The 16,881-nt window shown below is 59.7% G+C and carries 17 protein-coding genes; 12 read left to right on the forward strand and 5 right to left on the reverse strand.

Annotated elements, in window-relative coordinates:
• Positions 1-136: 136 nt before the first annotated feature.
• Entirely contained in the window at positions 137-733 is a 597-nt protein-coding gene (gene wrbA, locus ASE04_RS18340; RefSeq protein WP_056820460.1) for an NAD(P)H:quinone oxidoreductase type IV, read from the reverse strand.
• 293 nt (positions 734-1,026) lie between these two features.
• Here wrbA and ASE04_RS18345 point away from each other — a divergent pair, with 293 nt between their 5' ends.
• The 7 genes from ASE04_RS18345 to ASE04_RS18375 all read left to right on the forward strand — a co-directional run bounded on the left by ASE04_RS18345 (position 1,027) and on the right by ASE04_RS18375 (position 10,230).
• Positions 1,027-1,800 carry a competence/damage-inducible protein A gene (locus ASE04_RS18345; RefSeq protein WP_056820010.1) on the forward strand — a complete coding sequence of 258 codons (774 nt, stop codon included), beginning with the start codon at positions 1,027-1,029 and terminating at the stop codon, positions 1,798-1,800.
• A 97-nt stretch (positions 1,801-1,897) separates the two neighbouring features.
• A complete protein-coding gene (locus ASE04_RS18350; protein WP_056820014.1) occupies positions 1,898-2,740 on the forward strand; it encodes a universal stress protein in 843 nt (280 codons plus the stop codon).
• 185 nt (positions 2,741-2,925) lie between these two features.
• On the forward strand, positions 2,926-3,423 hold the full coding sequence (gene gpt, locus ASE04_RS18355; RefSeq protein ID WP_056820017.1) for a xanthine phosphoribosyltransferase: 498 nt from the start codon (positions 2,926-2,928) through the stop codon (positions 3,421-3,423).
• 178 nt (positions 3,424-3,601) lie between these two features.
• The gene (locus ASE04_RS18360; protein ID WP_056820020.1) at positions 3,602-4,183 is read left to right on the forward strand and encodes a hypothetical protein; all 582 of its coding nucleotides are present in this window, start codon (positions 3,602-3,604) and stop codon (positions 4,181-4,183) included.
• A gap of 585 nt (positions 4,184-4,768) precedes the next feature.
• Complete coding sequence (locus ASE04_RS18365) at positions 4,769-8,590, forward strand: vitamin B12-dependent ribonucleotide reductase (RefSeq protein WP_056820023.1); 3,822 nt, start codon at positions 4,769-4,771, stop codon at positions 8,588-8,590.
• Positions 8,591-8,839: 249 nt separating this feature from the next.
• Positions 8,840-9,022: a YegP family protein gene (locus tag ASE04_RS18370; protein ID WP_056820028.1), complete on the forward strand. Its 183-nt coding sequence runs from the start codon at positions 8,840-8,842 to the stop codon at positions 9,020-9,022.
• A gap of 377 nt (positions 9,023-9,399) precedes the next feature.
• On the forward strand, positions 9,400-10,230 hold the full coding sequence (locus tag ASE04_RS18375; protein WP_056820031.1) for an alpha/beta fold hydrolase: 831 nt from the start codon (positions 9,400-9,402) through the stop codon (positions 10,228-10,230).
• Positions 10,231-10,339: 109 nt separating this feature from the next.
• On the opposite strand, the gene ASE04_RS31230 is transcribed toward ASE04_RS18375, so the two are convergent.
• Positions 10,340-10,507, reverse strand: coding sequence for a hypothetical protein (locus ASE04_RS31230; protein WP_200960737.1), 168 nt, complete (start codon positions 10,505-10,507; stop codon positions 10,340-10,342).
• A gap of 210 nt (positions 10,508-10,717) precedes the next feature.
• Here ASE04_RS31230 and ASE04_RS18380 point away from each other — a divergent pair, with 210 nt between their 5' ends.
• Together ASE04_RS18380 and ASE04_RS18385 are read left to right on the forward strand one after the other, a co-directional pair.
• Positions 10,718-10,972, forward strand: a complete 255-nt coding sequence (locus ASE04_RS18380; RefSeq protein ID WP_056820034.1) for a DUF2188 domain-containing protein — start codon at positions 10,718-10,720, stop codon at positions 10,970-10,972.
• A gap of 2 nt (positions 10,973-10,974) precedes the next feature.
• Entirely contained in the window at positions 10,975-11,301 is a 327-nt protein-coding gene (locus tag ASE04_RS18385; protein ID WP_056820036.1) for a hypothetical protein, read from the forward strand.
• 165 nt (positions 11,302-11,466) lie between these two features.
• Here the strand turns inward: ASE04_RS18385 and ASE04_RS18390 are convergent, their stop codons facing one another.
• Together ASE04_RS18390 and ftsZ are read right to left on the reverse strand one after the other, a co-directional pair.
• Complete coding sequence (locus ASE04_RS18390) at positions 11,467-11,664, reverse strand: hypothetical protein (RefSeq protein ID WP_056820039.1); 198 nt, start codon at positions 11,662-11,664, stop codon at positions 11,467-11,469.
• A 355-nt stretch (positions 11,665-12,019) separates the two neighbouring features.
• Positions 12,020-13,048 carry a cell division protein FtsZ gene (gene ftsZ / locus ASE04_RS18395; RefSeq protein ID WP_056820042.1) on the reverse strand — a complete coding sequence of 343 codons (1,029 nt, stop codon included), beginning with the start codon at positions 13,046-13,048 and terminating at the stop codon, positions 12,020-12,022.
• Positions 13,049-13,244: 196 nt separating this feature from the next.
• Between ftsZ and ASE04_RS18400 the strand changes: the two genes are divergently transcribed.
• Complete coding sequence (locus ASE04_RS18400; protein WP_056820045.1) at positions 13,245-13,460, forward strand: hypothetical protein; 216 nt, start codon at positions 13,245-13,247, stop codon at positions 13,458-13,460.
• Between the two features lie 86 nt (positions 13,461-13,546).
• Positions 13,547-14,554 (forward strand): ketopantoate reductase family protein, encoded by a 1,008-nt coding sequence (locus tag ASE04_RS18405; protein WP_056820049.1) that lies wholly within the window; start codon positions 13,547-13,549, stop codon positions 14,552-14,554.
• A gap of 54 nt (positions 14,555-14,608) precedes the next feature.
• Here the strand turns inward: ASE04_RS18405 and ASE04_RS18410 are convergent, their stop codons facing one another.
• Positions 14,609-15,766 (reverse strand): pyridoxal phosphate-dependent aminotransferase, encoded by a 1,158-nt coding sequence (locus ASE04_RS18410; RefSeq protein ID WP_056820051.1) that lies wholly within the window; start codon positions 15,764-15,766, stop codon positions 14,609-14,611.
• Between the two features lie 213 nt (positions 15,767-15,979).
• On the opposite strand from ASE04_RS18410, the gene ASE04_RS18415 reads away from it, so the two are divergent.
• A complete protein-coding gene (locus tag ASE04_RS18415; RefSeq protein ID WP_056820054.1) occupies positions 15,980-16,738 on the forward strand; it encodes a DsbA family protein in 759 nt (252 codons plus the stop codon).
• Positions 16,739-16,881: the final 143 nt, after the last annotated feature.

The following is a 16,881-nucleotide window of genomic DNA, read 5'->3' on the forward strand; positions in this document are numbered from 1 at the left end:
CGTCGGCGCGACACTTCTCTTATATACCGCAAAACTGCATGGATTGTACGGATAGCGCGCCTATGCGCTTCGTGGTCGTTTCATAAAAAAGCGCGCCCGAACTCGGACGCGCTCTTCATTGTGAACGGGGTCGCTGTTAGGCGAGCTTTGCGGCGATTTTCGCGACGTGAGCGCCCTGATATTTCGCTGCTTCCAGCTCGATAGCGGAAGGCTGGCGTGAGCCGTCGCCGTTGGTGATCGTCGACGCGCCGTAGGGCGAGCCGCCCTTTACTTCTTCCGTTCCCATCTGGCCCTGGAAGGCATAGGGAAGACCGACCACGACCATGCCCTGGTGCAGGAAGGTCGGGATGAAGCCGAGGATGGTGGATTCCTGGCCGCCATGCTGCGTAGCCGAGGAGGTGAAGGCCGAGCCGACCTTGCCGACGAGCTTGCCGTTGAACCAAAGGCCGCCCGTCTGGTCCCAGAAATTGCGCATCTGCGAAGCGACGGTGCCGAAGCGGGTGCCGGCGCCAACGATGATAGCGTCATAGTCGGCGAGTTCGTCCGGCGTCGCTACCGGAGCGGCCTGGTCCATCTTGAAATGGGATGACTTGGCAACGTCTTCCGGAACGAGCTCGGGCACGCGCTTGACGGTGACGTCGGCGCCAGCGGACTTCGCACCTTCTGCAACGGCATAGGCCATCGTCTCGATGTGACCATAGGACGAATAGTAGAGAACCAGAACTTTAGCCATTTTCGCAATTTCCTTCTTTGGCGGTACCGACGGTGCCGGATCAGGCGCGCCGAACAGAACCCGTTTGATAAACTGTTGGATCATGGACGATGCCTCACAACGCTTTGTTGCGTTCGAAGCAATAGCTAACGCAGCCCTCGATGGGTCGCCAGCCGCAGGCAGGGAAACTCAGTGTTCAATCATAGTGGACGACATCAGGCTTGCATTCACATTTTCGCGAAAAAACGCAAAGGCTTCCTGTACCGCCTATTTGCTATAAGTTCATAACAACGCATCGAATACGAGACCTTTTCATGACTCAGGAAATTGTAACGGCTGCCATGCTCGCCATCGGCGATGAGCTCCTTTCCGGCCGCACCAAGGATAAGAATATCGGCCACCTGGCGGATATGCTGCTTCTGGCGGGCATCGACCTGAAAGAGGTCCGCATCGTCGGCGACGAGGAGGATGCGATCGTCGAGCCGCTAAATGCGCTCCGCGCGAAGTACGACTATGTCTTCACATCAGGCGGGATCGGTCCGACGCATGACGATATCACGGCCGACGCGGTTTCGAAGGCATTCGGCGTCGCCTGCGACTACGACGACAAGGCGATGGCACTGCTCGGTGACATGTACAAACGTCGCGAACTGGAATTTACCGAGGCACGCAAGCGCATGGCGCGGATGCCCGTCGGCGCTCAACACATCCCCAATCCGGTTTCGACAGCGCCGGGCTTTGTCATCGGCAATGTGCATGTGATGGCAGGCGTGCCGCAGGTCTTTCAGGCAATGGTCGACGCCGTCATCCCGACCTTGCGAACAGGAACGCCGGTTCTTTCCCTCGCCATATCCTGCCCCTTCGGCGAAGGCGACATCGGCACGCCGCTCGCAGCAATTCAAAAAGCTCATCCCGAAACCAGCATCGGGTCCTATCCGCGCTATGTCGGCCAGAAGTTTTCGACCGAGATCGTCGTTCGCGGCCGCGCGCAGGACGTCATCGACGCCGCCGGCGCCGATGTCCGGGCAATGATCGAAGACATCCAGAAAGCGAAGGAAATTCAAGAAAACCATTCGGCCGAGGCGTAGATTTACAGCCGATCAGCCCCACATGATTTAAGTCAAGGAAACGATCACCTTCAAGACGCATTGATTGCACAAAGACCTTTTCGCGCAGGAGAACCTGATGTCCTATAAAACGATCCTTGCCATTCTCGACACGGCCGACAATTGCGCAGCGGTTGCCGATTTCGCTTTCGCGATTGCCGCAGCAAACAACGCTCATGTCATAGGTTTGCACGCCGAAACGGTGGCTGTCGTGCCCCTCGTCGCGCCGATGGAAATTCCCGATCCGGTCGCGGTGCAGGCTCTACAGGACATGGCGCACTCCGAAACGGTCAACATCGAACGTATCGTGCAGCAGAAAGCGCAAGCGACAGGCGTATCTTTCGAATGGCGCAGCTACGCCTCCTCAACGGGATATGGAATCGGACCGCTCATCGAAAGCGCTCACAGCGCCGATCTCATCATTGCCTCGCAGGCGGATCCTTCAAGGCCGTCGGACAGTCATGTCGACGTGGACAGCTTTCTGCTTGAGAGCGGCCGGCCGGTGCTGATGATCCCGTTCATCATACGGCAGCCCAAGCCGATCAAGCGCGTCCTCATTGCCTGGAACGGCTCGAAGGAAGCGGCGCGCGCTGCGTTCGATGCCCTGCCCTTCCTCAAGGCCGCCGATGAAGTCGAGGTTCTATCCGTCGACCCCGTCGACAATGCCCTGCAGTCGGCGGCGGTCGCCGGAGCCGATATCGCCGCGACGCTCGCGCGCCACGGCATCCGGGTCACGCTGTCCACCGCGACCAGCACGGACAAGCACGCCGCCACCGTCATCGAGAACAGGCTTTCCGACAGCAGCATCGATCTTCTGGTCATGGGTGCCTACACGCATTCGCGGCTTTGGCAGATGATTTTTGGCGGAACGACGCGCACGTTGCTGCAGTCGATGACCGCGCTGACATTGCTGTCACGGTGATAGACGCTGCGAAGGGCTTGCCTTTTGCTGCCAAATTCCGCTAATTGCGACGACCGACGATAGCTCCGGCTTCGGTTCCATCGCGCAGTTTCGACTGCGCGATTTGCGTTTGACCGAATGACGCAGCCAAAGAGCGTCGGTCGCCGATGTCAGGCGCTCAATTCTTCATGCCTCGGAGCACGCTCATGTCCCTTCCCGATAAAGCCTTTCCCGTATCCTGGGATCAGTTCCATCGCGACGCTCGCGCGCTTGCGTGGCGTCTTGCCGGGCTCAACCGCGAATTCAAGGCGATCGTTTGCATCACCCGCGGCGGTCTCGTGCCTGCGGCGATCATCTCGCGCGAACTGAACATCCGCCTCATCGAGACGGTGTGCATCGCCTCCTACCACGACTATGTGAACCAGGGCGACATGCTGCTGTTGAAAGGGATCGCGCCGGAACTCCTCGCCAATGGCGGCGAAGGCGTTCTTGTCGTCGACGACCTAACGGACACCGGCAAGACCGCTTCGGAAGTGCGTGGCATGCTGCCGAAGGCCCACTTCGGCTGCGTCTACGCAAAGCCGCAGGGCGTTCCGATGATCGACACCTTCGTCACAGAGGTCAGCCAGGATACCTGGATCTACTTCCCCTGGGATATGGGCTTTACCTACCAGGAGCCGATCGCCAAGGGCGGTCGCGAATAAATACCCCGCAAGAGCACGAAACCAAGGACGACAACCTTAAATTGTTCCAATCTTTGTTTACCAACATCGCGATTTCGACTGTGCGCCGTCCCCCGCAGGCTTTATCATAAGCCATACAGACGGAAAGCAAGGGCGCTTTCCTTGGGGGCACGGTCGCTAGCGCGATGCTGAAACAAATATGATGGGTTGGCGATTGGCCGGCTTCGTTGCCGTTCTTGGGCTCTGTATGCACGGCCTGCCCGTGGCCGCGGAGCCCGCCTACGTTTCGGTCGTGCGCGAATTCGTCGAGAAGCGGGTGAAGCCGGTCATACTCGTTCCTCTCGTGCGCAAGGCGATCGAGGACCAGAACGCCAAGTTCGGCGATATCAGCGACATGGACGTCCGGGTGCTGGACAACACGTACCGGTCGGAAATCCAAAACGGCGAATGGCAGATGGTGAAGCGGCTCTTGGAAAAGCCGGTATCGCGCTATCTCAAATCCAAGCAGAATGATTCGCAGGGCACCATTGTCGAAATCTTTGTCACCGACCGGCATGGCCTGAACGTCGGCCAGAGCGTGCCGACAACCGACTACTGGCAGGGCGACGAAGACAAGTTCTTGAAAACCTTCGCCAAAGGCACCGACGCGACATTCATCGATCGCGCCGAACGGGACGATACGACCCAGCTTCTGGAGACGCAGGCGAGCTTCGTGATCCACGACGAGAGCGGTGAGGCCATCGGCATCGCGACGGTCACGATCGCCATCGACGCGCTGTAATTTCCGAAACGAATCGGCATGCCGATTTGCGTTGGAAATGCCATCAGCAAATCTGCGGTTTGCTGCAATTTTGTGATTTTCTCGGATTTCCGGTGCAGTCTTGGCAGCAAGCCCTTGAAATACAAGCGTGACTTTCTTTTCCCCATTCTCCACAGGGCGATCCACAATATCTTGTGGTGAACACTTCGTTAAAAACCACCCCTTGACGGAATCGCACTATTTCAAGTTAATGGAGGTCTGATGTTGCGGCGGCAGCTGGACCGGAATTAACGAGGCCGGTTCTCATCGAAAATCGAGCGCGGAATCAGGGTGTTGGATCCTTCAACGGATCTCCGCCCAGAGGGGATTTCGCGCGATTTTCGGCCCTCGAAAAACGACATCCGGGGGCTGGCGATAATAAGCTGTTAATACTATATTTAGTGTTTGCAGCCACCATCACCACAATATACAGGAAGAACATCTCCGGATGACACTCCTGTGACGGTACGGAAACGAGAACTGGCTGCGCTCTTTCGGCGTTGCCGGAGGTGGAAACTTGCGCCTGGTCAACGGGGACGGGGCGCGCAAGCTAGAGGTTAAGGCAAAATGCGCATAGAACGCCGTTTTACGAAGGCAGATCAGGGCGCTTACGCGGCTATCGAATTCCGCAAGGCGACCAGCGAGATCAAGAACCCCGATGGTTCGATCGTATTCCGCCTCGAAAACATCGACGTTCCCGCGCAGTTTTCGCAGGTTGCCGCCGACATTCTGGCGCAGAAGTATTTCCGCAAGGCTGGTGTCCCTGCCCGCCTGAAGAAGGTCGAGGAAAATGACGTTCCTTCCTTCCTGTGGCGCTCGGTTGCCGATGAGGCTGCTCTGAAGGAACTTCCGAAGGATCAGCAGTACGGCTCCGAAACCGATGCACGCCAGGTCTTCGACCGTCTTGCCGGCACCTGGACCTACTGGGGCTGGAAGGGCGGCTATTTCTCGTCCGAGGAAGATGCCTCTGCTTTCCGCGACGAGCTTGCCTACATGCTTGCCACGCAGCGCGTTGCCCCGAACTCGCCGCAGTGGTTCAACACCGGCATGCACTGGGCCTACGGCATCGACGGCCCCGGCCAGGGCCACTTCTATGTGGACCCCTTCACCGGCAAGCTGACGAAGTCGAAGTCGGCTTACGAGCATCCGCAGCCGCATGCCTGCTTCATCCAGTCCGTTGAAGACGATCTCGTCAACGAAGGCGGCATCATGGACCTGTGGGTCCGCGAAGCGCGCCTCTTCAAGTACGGCTCCGGCACCGGCTCCAACTTCTCCTATCTCCGTGGCGAAGGCGAAAAGCTTTCCGGCGGCGGCCGTTCCTCCGGCCTGATGAGTTTCCTGAAGATCGGCGACCGGGCGGCTGGCGCCATCAAGTCGGGCGGCACGACGCGCCGTGCGGCGAAGATGGTCGTGGTCGACATCGACCATCCGGATATCGAGGAATACATCAACTGGAAGGTCAAGGAAGAGCAGAAGGTTGCCGCTCTCGTCACCGGCTCCAAGGTCGTTGCCAAGCATCTCAAGGCCATCATGAAGGCCTGCGTCAATTGCGAAGGCGATAACGGCGATTGCTTCGACCCGAACAAGAACCCTGCCCTGAAGCGCGAAATCCGCGCTGCCAAGAAGGATCAGGTTCCTGAGAACTATATCGGCCGCGTCATCCAGTTCGCTCGCCAGGGCTACAAGGACCTCGAGTTCAAGACCTACGACACCGACTGGGATTCGGAAGCCTACCTCACGGTATCCGGCCAGAACTCCAACAACTCGGTTTCGATCAAGGACGACTTCCTGCGCGCGGTCGAAAATGACGGCGACTGGAACCTGACCGCCCGCAAGGACGGCAAGATCATGAAGACGCTGAAGGCACGCGACCTGTGGGAATCGATCTCCTACGCCGCATGGGCATCGGCCGATCCGGGCCTGCACTTCAACACGACGATGAACGATTGGCACACCAGCCCGGCCGCAGGCTCGATCCGCGCCTCCAACCCGTGCTCGGAATACATGTTCCTCGACGACACGGCCTGCAACCTTGCTTCGCTGAACCTGCTGCAGTTCAAGGACGCAGCAACCAAGCGCATCGATATCGCCGACTACGAACATGCGGTCCGCCTGTGGACGGTCGTGCTTGAAGTCTCCGTAATGATGGCGCAGTTCCCGTCGAAGCAGATCGCCGAGCGTTCATACGAATACCGCACGATCGGCCTCGGCTACGCCAACATCGGCGGTCTTCTGATGTCGTCGGGCATTCCCTATGACAGCGACGAAGCCCGCGCCATCGCAGGCTCGCTGACCGCGATCATGACCGGCATCTCCTACGCGACTTCGGCCGAGATCTCCTCCGAACTCGGACCTTTCCCGATGTTCAAGCCGAACCGCGAAGCCATGCTGCGGGTCATTCGCAACCATCGCCGCGCCGCTTATGGCGAGACATCAGGCTATGAAGGCCTGTCTATCAACCCGGTGGCGCTGATCCATTCCGAAAACCCGGACCAGGATCTGGCGGCGCACGCCAAGAGCGCCTGGGACAAGGCTCTCGAACTTGGCGAAAAGCACGGCTACCGCAACGCCCAGGCAACCGTCATCGCGCCGACAGGCACGATCGGCCTTGTCATGGATTGCGACACGACCGGTATCGAGCCTGACTTCGCGCTGGTGAAATTCAAGAAGCTCGCCGGCGGCGGCTACTTCAAGATCATCAACCGCGCCGTTCCGGAAGCCCTGCGCACGCTCGGCTACTCCGAGAGCCAGATCGCCGAGATCGAAGCTTACGCCGTCGGCCACGGAAACCTGAACCAGGCGCCGGCGATCAACCCCGGCTCGCTGAAGGCCAAGGGCTTCACCGACGAGAAGATCGAAGCCGTCAACGGTGCGCTGAAGCAGGCGTTCGACATCAAGTTCGTCTTCAACCAGTGGACGCTCGGCGCCGACTTCCTGAAGGGCACGCTTGGTGTTACCGACGAACAGCTCGGCGACATGAGCTTCAACCTGCTCGACCATGTCGGCTTCGCAAAGAAGGACATCGAGGCTGCCAACGTTCACGTCTGCGGCGCGATGACACTCGAAGGCGCACCATTCCTGAAGAACGAACACCTCGCCGTCTTCGATTGCGCCAACCCTTGCGGCAAGATCGGCAAGCGTTACCTCTCGGTCGACAGCCACATCCGCATGATGGCTGCCGCCCAGCCGTTCATCTCGGGTGCGATCTCCAAGACGATCAACATGCCGAACGACGCAACGGTCGACGATTGCAAGAGCGCCTACATGCTCTCCTGGAAGCTCGGCCTGAAGGCGAACGCTCTCTACCGCGACGGCTCCAAGCTGTCGCAGCCGCTGAACGCCTCGCTGATCGAAGACGAAAGCGATGAGGACGCACTGGACGATCTGCTGCAGCAGCCGGTCGCCGCACAGGCCGTCACCATCACCGAAAAGATCATCGAGCGTGTGGTCGAGCGCGTGACCCGCGAGCGCGAAAAGCTGCCGAACCGCCGCCAGGGCTACACCCAGAAGGCCGCCGTCGGCGGACACAAGGTGTATCTGCGCACCGGCGAATTCGGTGACGGTCGCATCGGCGAAATCTTCATCGACATGCACAAGGAAGGTGCCGCCTTCCGTGCGATGATGAACAACTTCGCCATCGCCATCTCGCTGGGTCTGCAGTACGGCGTGCCGCTCGAAGAATATGTGGAGGCCTTCACCTTCACCAAGTTCGAGCCGGCTGGCATGGTCATCGGCAACGACGCAATCAAGAACGCCACGTCAATCCTCGACTACGTGTTCCGCGAACTGGCCGTCTCCTACCTCGGCCGCCACGATCTGGCGCATGTCGATACGTCGGACTTCTCGAACACGGCTCTCGGCAAGGGCATCCAGGAAGGCAAGACGAACCTCGTCTCGACCGGCTGGACCCGCGGTTACAAGCCGACGATCGTTTCGAACAGCGAACGCCAGGCATCCGGCGAGCCCAAGGGATCGGCAACAGCCGCCCCAGCGCGTGCCTCCTCCGGTGCGACGGTAACGTCCTTCGCAGGCGCTGCCGCCCGCAAGATCGAGCCGACGGTTGCGATCTCCACCTCCGAAATCGTCGCTTTCAAGCGCGATTACGAGGAGCGCGCCAAGGAACTGGCCGAAGAGATCGCAGAGGAAGTGACCGAAGAAGTCACGACCGAAGCGCAGCAGCAGGCAACGGCACTGTTCTCCGACAAGGCCGCGGCTGACGCCGCATCGGCCAAGACGGAGGCCAAGAAGCTCGAAACCGAACGCCGCGCCCGGTCGATCATGCAGGGCTATACCGGCAACATTTGCTCGGAGTGCCAGAACTTCACGATGGTGCGCAACGGCACCTGCGAGAAGTGCGACACATGCGGCGCGACGAGCGGCTGCAGCTGATCAGGCTGGTTAAGGTTGGTTGGGTTGTTGGTTGGTTGGTTGGTCCAGCGGGAAGCGACGGATCAACTAACGCGAAGCTGAAATAGAGAAAGGAGCGGCCGTTTGGCCGCTCCTTTGCATTTTGTCTGCCTCGCATGACCAACACAACCGCCGCTCCCGGTATCGACACCGTGCGTTGCAGCCAGTTCGTGGAGACACGGCTGCGAATCGCTTAGCCAATTCTCTATCCGAACGAAGATGGAGGTGAGCATGGCACGCTGCGTCGCAACTAACGGAGATACGTGGGAAGTCTATAGCGGAACGGATGGCTGGCGCTGGCGGCGCACCGCCTCGAACGGCCGTATCGTCGGAGCATCGTCGCAAGGCTATTCCAACCGCAGCGATTGCATCGACAACGCAAGACGTAACGGCATGAGCTGCAATCCAGCGTGATGCCCAAAGCCTAGTCCGGAGGCTGGCGCGATCGGCGTCAACTCCGGCAGCTTGATAGTGCAGCCACACCGTCCTTCCATAGGTTCGTTGTTTGTGGATCGTTCAGCCGGTGTGACTGGGCGCGACCACGTCGGTGCGGCGGTCTTTTTGTTTGTGCCGTCATTCTCCAAAACGGCATCTTCCCTTCTTGACGATTTGCATCACATTACCGTTGGCCCGAAGCGCCGCTAACGCCACGTCATGATGATGACGTAGGACGGCAGCGCGGGCGAGCTTTGTCCGACCGGGATGCGTAACAATATTGGCGCAGGACGGGCGCTCGCGTGCCATTGATGCCAAGAACTCTCAAATCACAGTCACAAACAGGGAACGTTGCCATGCCATTTATCAAGACCGCCGACGGAACTGAGATTTTCTACAAGGATTGGGGTGTGGCCACCGCCCAGCCTATCGTCTTCCATCATGGCTGGCCGCTCAGCGCCGACGACTGGGATGCGCAAATGATGTTCTTTCTGGACAAGGGCTACCGGGTGATCGCCCATGACCGGCGCGGCCACGGGCGTTCGAGCCAGACCTGGCAGGGCAACGAGATGGACACCTATGCCGCCGACGTTGCGGCCCTTACCGACGCACTCGATCTCAAGAATGCCATCCATGTCGGCCACTCGACCGGTGGCGGCGAAGTTGCCCACTATGTCGCGCGCGCCAAGCCCGGCCGCGTTGCCAAGGCCGTGCTGATCGGCGCCGTACCGCCGATCATGGTGAAATCGGACAAGAACCCCGGCGGTCTGCCGCTCGAGGTTTTCGATGGCTTCCGTGCGGCACTTGTCGCCAATCGCGCCCAGTTCTTTCTCGATGTGCCGGCAGGCCCGTTCTACGGGTTCAATCGTCCTGGCGCGAAGGTCAGCCAGGGTATCATCGAGAACTGGTGGCGTCAGGGCATGATGGGAGCCGCCAAGGCGCACTATGATTGCATCAAGGCCTTCTCCGAGACCGACTTCTCCGACGATCTGAAAAATATCACGGTACCGACGCTCGTCATGCATGGCGATGACGACCAGATCGTTCCCTATGCCGATTCCGCGCCGCTTTCGGTCAAGCTCCTGAAGCACGGAACGCTCAAGACCTATGCCGGTCTACCGCATGGCATGTGCACGACGCATCCCGACATCGTCAACGCCGATCTGCTGGAGTTTTTCCTGGACTAGGACTGTCCGACCCGCGGCCTCTCTTCGGCTGAAAGCGAAGGGCTGCGGGATCTAAGCCAGAGAAGGCAGGCGGGCGAACTTCGGCTTCCCGTCTGCCGCTTCGCCTTCCTTACCGTTCCACGGCCGTTTCGGTTGCGGGTGGCTGCGGCAGTTCTTCCGCAATCTCTTCGGCAACGGCTGCGAGATCCAGATTTCCCCAGATCGAGGCGGACTGGCGGCGATCCTGACGGCGAGAGGATTTGACTTCGACAATGAACGGCTTCGACTGAGCGCGCATGGGGTTCCTATTGAGAGGCGTTGAACGAATCCATCAACGCCCTGAGCCTATGAAGCGTTCCGCGTTTGCGCAAGATCGACTGCACACGGAATCCAGCCTCACACAGGCCAAGGCGACAGGGAACAAGCATCGGGCGAGCTGCGTTCCACGTTTCAATCCGCATGAAACCTCCATGCAAATTCCTGCGAAAAGTTCTTGAAGGAATGCCCGATGTCGATTACCTACCACGTCGCCGAACATGATGGCGCCTGGGCTTACCGCCTGGACAATGTCTGGTCGGAAACTTTCCCAACTCACGAAGATGCACTGGCAGCGGCCAAACAAGCCGCGGAGCGACAACAGCTCGGTGGCCAGGATGCGGACATTACATATCAGCGTGCAGACGGCACCTGGACAACGGAACGGTCGAACGGAGGCGACCGCCCCGAAGCCGATGTCGTCGATGACGCCAAGGAAAAAGACTAGGAATGACCATTAAAGAACGTTTTCTGAAGCAGCAGCATGCCTGGATGCTCGGCGCATGCTACTCACGCAAACATCCTGATTTCCAGCGCTACGGCGGTATCGATGTCGCAGTCTCTCCTCGCTGGAAAGAGTCCGTTGAAACCTTCGTCAACGACATGATCGACAGCCTGCCGCGCAGCCTCTCCGAGCGTCGGATGGCGCTGAGAAACCCGCGTCGTCCTTTCGAACCAGGCAATGTCGAATGGGTTTTCGCAAGCAAGCACTACGGGCTTCGCGCCGCCGACGGCACGCGCCCGGACATGGCTGACTCCCGCTTGCGCCGCGCGTAAGCCACGCATTACCTATGGCATTCATCGCCGGCGGAGGCCACTTCAAGGCCTCTTTAGCCGGCGAATTATTTTTATACTTCTTCCTGAACGCGCATGTCACGCATCGGTGACTTTTCTTGGTGCCTGGCAATTGCTGCTGATGGCCCCTTCGCCCGGGCCTCCCGTTTAGCGCCGCTGCGCGCTTCTCGTCACCGCAAACACGACCACTCCGACGATTGCAGCCAGTGCGCCCCAATAAATCCACGGCGTCTGATTGATCATGAAGCTTTCCCCAGGATAGGGGAAATAGCCGCTACCCTGCCCCATCCAGACCAAACCGATCAGGACGAGCAGGACTGCAAACACGTAACCCAACTTCGCCATTCCAGACCTCCATCGCCCAGCCGTCCCCGCGGGCATACATGATCTTACGCTTTTGGAAAATCGGTCGCGAGGCTCGTTTTGCGCCATGCTCTATCTGCGCCAATCTCTTGCGCAGCCCGTCGGCGAGATTGTTGTAGCCGATCTCGCCGAGGGTCAGGTGCCGAGGCGGGTTCTCAACCTCACCGGAGGTTTCTGGGGCATGAGATTGTCCGGATCGTCGGAAGCACCTCATCGGGCTAAGGGGCGAGAGCAAATCTACGGCACCGCCTGCCCTGTCCAGCACGCGCAGGCCCCGCCCGAACGGCATATCAGGATTGGCCTGCGCGCCGATCAGGGCGCGCAGGCGGAAGGATACTTACTGCAGCGTCCGTGTCTGGACGTCCTGACCGACCGGCAGGCCCTGGCGGGCCTGTGTACCCGCGCTGGCGCCATCAAGGCCCGTCGCGACGACCGCCACGCGGAACTTGCCGTCGAGATTACGGTCGAAGATCGCGCCGACGACGATATCGGCTTCGTCCTGCACTTCGTCGCGGATACGGCTGGCTGCCTCGTCCACCTCGAAGAGCGTCATGTCGGAGCCGCCGGAGATCGAGATGAGAACGCCCTTGGCGCCCTTCATGGAAATGTCGTCGAGCAGCGGATTGGCGATCGCAGCTTCGGCGGCCTTCATTGCACGGCCCTCGCCCGAGGCTTCGCCCGTGCCCATCATTGCCCGGCCCATACCGCGCATGACCGACTTCACGTCGGCGAAGTCAAGGTTGATGAGGCCTTCCTTGACGATCAGATCGGTGATGCAGCCAACGCCGGCGTAAAGCACCCGGTCAGCGGTCATGAAAGCGTCCGCGAAGGTCGTCTTTGCATCGGCGATGCGGAAGAGGTTCTGGTTCGGGATCACGATCACGGTATCAGCGGCCTCGCGCAGAGCTTCGATCCCGACGTCCGCCGTTTTCATGCGGCGGTTGCCTTCGAAGGTGAAGGGCTTCGTGACAACACCGACCGTCAGAATGCCGGCGTTGCGGGCAGCCTGAGCAATGACGGGTGCTGCACCCGTTCCGGTGCCGCCGCCCATGCCTGCGGTGACGAAGCACATGTGGGAGCCGGCAAGATGGTCCATGATCTCATCGATCGATTCTTCGGCAGCAGCGCGACCGACTTCCGGCAGCGAGCCGGCGCCCAGGCCTTCGGTCACGTGTGCGCCGAGCTGAATGCGGCGGGTTGCCTTCGAGGTCGCCAGCACCTGCGCGTCCGTATTGGCAGCGATGAAATCGACGCCTTCGAGATTTTCCGCAATCATGTTGTTGATGGCATTGCCACCGCCGCCACCTACACCAATTACTGTTATTCTTGGTCGCATTTCGGAAACCCCGTTCTTGGCGTTCGTCATCGCAATCTCCTTCGTGCGTTTCGTCGTGGCTCCGCCTGTAACCGGGAACCGAATCGAGCATCAGCCTAGTTGCGCAACAAGGCAGAGCCGGGGCGAAAGAACAAGATGAAGCTTTCTTGAAACTTTATCCGGAACCTTTTTTGCGTTCGTGCATTATTTTGAGTCATCCCCTGCCAGAGAGAGGAGTACCGCGCAGATGCCTACGCTCGCCACCCGCCAATCAGTTACCCCTCCGAACGATCACATCGTTACCGCCCAAGAGGCCCTGGAACCGCTGTTCCTGAAGATTGAAGAGGAGGCCGAGGTCCGGATGATCGCCGCGGCCATCCGGGCGGGCTGGTCCGCCGAAGATGCAGTGGCAGCGATCGACGAGCTTCGTCGAAACGAGTTGCTTCCGGGCTCCAGCCATTAAAAGCCTCCGTCGGCTCCATGTATCACTCGCCTTGAGGGCTGGATGACCTAAGTTCAGCGCGACCCCACTCGCGGAAAGATCATCGCATGCCCTTCAAGAATATCTGCATTTTCGGCGCCGGCGCGCTTGGCGGCGCCATTGCGGCCAAGCTTTCTTCGTCGCTCGGTACGGACGCCACCGTTTCAGTCGTTGCGCGCGGCGCCCACTTGCGCGCCATCCAGAGCGACGGACTTCGCCTCCTCGAGGCGGGTGCGGACGCTCCGCTTACCGTTCGCGTGGAAGCCACCGACGATCCGAGGCAGCTGCCAAAGCAAGATCTCGTCATTACCGGGCTCAAGGGCCATCAGCTTTCCGCCGCGGCTGATGGGATCGGGCATCTTCTGAAGGATGGCACGCGGGTGCTGATGATCCTGAACGGTATTCCGTGGTGGTACTTCCACCGCGATCAGCAGAGCGGGCACGCGGAACTCCAGTTCGACGAGCTCGATGAAGGCGGCAAGCTTTGGCGCCTCGTCGGTCCGCACCGGGTGATCGGCTGCGTTGCGCACCAGGGCGCTGAAGTCAGCAGCCCCGGCGAGGTCAGGCTCAGCAACAAGGGCCATTTCATCCTCGGCGAGCCCTCCGGCGAAATCACCGACGACTTGCGAGACGTGGAAGCACTGCTGCAGCGCGCCGACATCGGCGTGAAGCTGTCGTCTCGGATAAGGGACGATATCTGGAGCAAGCTGATGGGCAATGCCTCGTTCAATCCGATCAGCGCCCTCACCCGCTCATTGATGTCCGACATGATGGCGGATGCGGCGCTCAGCAATCAGATCGGCAAGGTCATGAAGGAGGTAAAGGCGGTCGGAGAAGCGCTCGGCGCCAAGGTTGGAATGTCGGTCGAGCAGCGGCTGGCACAGGCGCAGCAGATCGGTCCGGTTCGAACCTCGATGCTGCAGGACCTCCTTGCGGGCAAATCGCTCGAAATCACGCCACTGGTCGGAATGGTCGTCCTGCTCGGGCGCCTGGCGGCGGTGCCTACACCGGTTTCGGAAACGATCCTGGCGCTGGTCTCGCGGCTCGATCGGGAAAATTGCCGAGCGGATACCTAAGGCCCGGCGACAGGGCGGCATACTACAGGACTTCGAAACGTCACCGTCGGTGACCTATTTCAACCAGCCAGCGATTCTATCGACAGCTTCGACGATCTCGGCCTGTGCGCCGGCATAAGACATGCGCAGCGACCGATTGCCTTCCAGCGGGTCGAAGTCCAGACCAGGTGTGGCGGCGACGTTGATCTCGGCCAACATCCGCTTGGCGAAGGCCATGCTGTCGTTGGTGAAGCGGGTCACATCGACGTAGGCATAGAACGCGCCGTCCATGGGCGAAGCGATCGAAAGACCGATCTCCGGCAGGCGCTTCATCAGGAACTCGCGGTTGGCAGCATAGCTTGCCTTGTAGACATCGAGCTGCTCGTCCGCGCCAAGTGCCGCCGTTGCCGCGATCTGCGAGAGTTCCGGCGGAGAAATGTAGAGGCTCTGCGCCACACGCTCGATCGGGCGAACGAGCCTTTCCGGCAGCACCATCCAGCCGATCCGCCAGCCGGTCATGCAATAGTATTTGGAGAAGGAATTGATGACGATTGCCTCGTCGGTCAGTTCCAGCGCGCTGGTCTCCTCCCCCGCAAACGTCAGCCCGTGATAGATCTCGTCGGAGATGAAGGCGATCGAATTGCCGGCGCAGTAGTCGGCCAATGCCTTCAGTCCCTCGCGACCCGTCACGGTGCCGGTTGGATTGGCGGGGCTTGCCAGCAGAACACCCTTCAGCCGGACGTTATTTGCCGCTTGCGCGGCGTCCAGGCTCTCAGGCGTCAGCGTGAAGTGCGTCTCGGCCGTAACAGGCACTTCGATAACCTTCAGGCCAAGCGCACCGAGGATATTGCGATAGGCAGGATAGCCCGGCCTGGCGATAGCAACCGCATCGCCGGCATCGAACAGCGAGAGGAAGGCGAGATTGAAGCCAGCGGAAGAGCCGGTGGTGATCGCGATGCGGGCCGGATCGATCGTCAATCCGTGACGATCGCGATAGTGCCCGGCGAGAGCGTGCTTCAGTTTCGTAGTGCCGAGCGCGTCCGTATAGCCGATCCTGCCTTCGACAAGCGCTGCCTGAGCCGCTTCCAATGCGGCGTTCGGCGCTGGATGGGATGGCTGGCCAACCGCCATCGAGATGACGGGATGACCGCTTGCCCGTCGCTTCGTCGCTTCGGCTAGAACGTCCATCGCGTGAAAGGGCTCGACTTCGCTGCGCTGTGAAATGGAAAACAAGATCGCTTCTCTCTAACTTTGCCTCGCGGCCAGACAATTGCCGCAATAATCGGATCATCACAATCCCGCGATTGAATGGCGGATGCGAAAATACCTGTTTGAAGACGGCAGGACGCACCGTAGTTTGGCGGAAATCACCTGACGCCGATAGCAAGAGCGGTGTATTCCATCGCTATGAATCGACGCACAAGAACTGCTGATGACGAGGATATAATGGCCACGCTTCGAAAAATCTTCACCGCTCTGGCGCTCACCGCCTCCGTTGCGACGGCTTATCCGGCGGCAGCGCTCGATGATGCGCAGAAGAAGGAATTCGGCGAGTTCATCAAGCAGTATCTGATCGAAAATCCCGAGATCATGCTCGATGTGCAGGACGCGCTGCAGAAGAAGCAGGAGCAGGCCCGCCTGGTGAAGGCCAATACCGCAATCTCCGACAACAAGACGGAGATTTTCGACGCGAAATACGATGTGACGCTCGGCAATCCAAAGGGCGACGTTACGATCGTCGAGTTCTTCGACTACAATTGTGGCTACTGCCGCCACGCGCTGTCGGATATGCAGACCATGCTGCAGAAGGACAAGAACGTTCGCTTCGTTCTCAAGGAGCTTCCAATTCTGGGGCCGGAGTCCGTGGCCGCGCACAAAGTCTCTGACGCCTTTAGAAAGCTTTCGCCTGAAAAATACAGCCAATTTCACGTTGCGCTGCTTGGAAGCGAAGGTCGCGCCGATGAATCGACCGCGCTCGATGTCGCGCAGTCGCTCGGCGTCAGCGAGAAGCAGATCCGCGCGGAGATGGCCAAGAGCTCCAGCGATCAGTCCGTCCAGGAAACCTACCAGCTCGCCCAGAGCCTCGGCATCACAGGTACACCGTCCTATGTGATCGGCAATGAACTGGTCCAGGGCGCTGTCGGCTTCGACGATCTTGAGACCAAGGTCAAGAACATGCGCACCTGCGGCAAGACAAGTTGCTAATCGGCGCTCATCAAATCGCCAAAATCGAAGTGTTTCAGCCATGTGGACAAATATGGCGCGATTCGGGCTGCGCTTTCCAAAGGGCTTTCATTAGCTCCGCTGGGAGTCTATAGGTTGCCGTCTCGCATCTACTGGAACATTCG

This window comes from Rhizobium sp. Root708, from assembly GCF_001429725.1.
Taxonomy (GTDB): Bacteria; Pseudomonadota; Alphaproteobacteria; order Rhizobiales; family Rhizobiaceae; genus Rhizobium.

Excerpts from the sequence above, each read along its gene's own strand:
- ASE04_RS18385 (WP_056820036.1), top strand. The coding sequence starts at position 10,975 with ATGACCATTAAAGAACGTTTTCTGAAGCAGCAGCATGCCTGGATGCTC.
- wrbA (WP_056820460.1), bottom strand. The coding sequence starts at position 733 with ATGGCTAAAGTTCTGGTTCTCTACTATTCGTCCTATGGTCACATCGAG.
- ASE04_RS18405 (WP_056820049.1), top strand. The coding sequence starts at position 13,547 with ATGCCCTTCAAGAATATCTGCATTTTCGGCGCCGGCGCGCTTGGCGGC.
- ASE04_RS18415 (WP_056820054.1), top strand. The coding sequence starts at position 15,980 with ATGGCCACGCTTCGAAAAATCTTCACCGCTCTGGCGCTCACCGCCTCC.
- ASE04_RS18350 (WP_056820014.1), top strand. The coding sequence starts at position 1,898 with ATGTCCTATAAAACGATCCTTGCCATTCTCGACACGGCCGACAATTGC.
- ftsZ (WP_056820042.1), bottom strand. The coding sequence starts at position 13,048 with ATGACGAACGCCAAGAACGGGGTTTCCGAAATGCGACCAAGAATAACA.
- ASE04_RS18390 (WP_056820039.1), bottom strand. The coding sequence starts at position 11,664 with ATGGCGAAGTTGGGTTACGTGTTTGCAGTCCTGCTCGTCCTGATCGGT.
- ASE04_RS18370 (WP_056820028.1), top strand. The coding sequence starts at position 8,840 with ATGGCACGCTGCGTCGCAACTAACGGAGATACGTGGGAAGTCTATAGC.
- ASE04_RS18380 (WP_056820034.1), top strand. The coding sequence starts at position 10,718 with ATGTCGATTACCTACCACGTCGCCGAACATGATGGCGCCTGGGCTTAC.
- ASE04_RS18345 (WP_056820010.1), top strand. The coding sequence starts at position 1,027 with ATGACTCAGGAAATTGTAACGGCTGCCATGCTCGCCATCGGCGATGAG.
- ASE04_RS18365 (WP_056820023.1), top strand. The coding sequence starts at position 4,769 with ATGCGCATAGAACGCCGTTTTACGAAGGCAGATCAGGGCGCTTACGCG.
- ASE04_RS31230 (WP_200960737.1), bottom strand. The coding sequence starts at position 10,507 with ATGCGCGCTCAGTCGAAGCCGTTCATTGTCGAAGTCAAATCCTCTCGC.
- ASE04_RS18400 (WP_056820045.1), top strand. The coding sequence starts at position 13,245 with ATGCCTACGCTCGCCACCCGCCAATCAGTTACCCCTCCGAACGATCAC.
- ASE04_RS18375 (WP_056820031.1), top strand. The coding sequence starts at position 9,400 with ATGCCATTTATCAAGACCGCCGACGGAACTGAGATTTTCTACAAGGAT.
- ASE04_RS18360 (WP_056820020.1), top strand. The coding sequence starts at position 3,602 with ATGATGGGTTGGCGATTGGCCGGCTTCGTTGCCGTTCTTGGGCTCTGT.
- gpt (WP_056820017.1), top strand. The coding sequence starts at position 2,926 with ATGTCCCTTCCCGATAAAGCCTTTCCCGTATCCTGGGATCAGTTCCAT.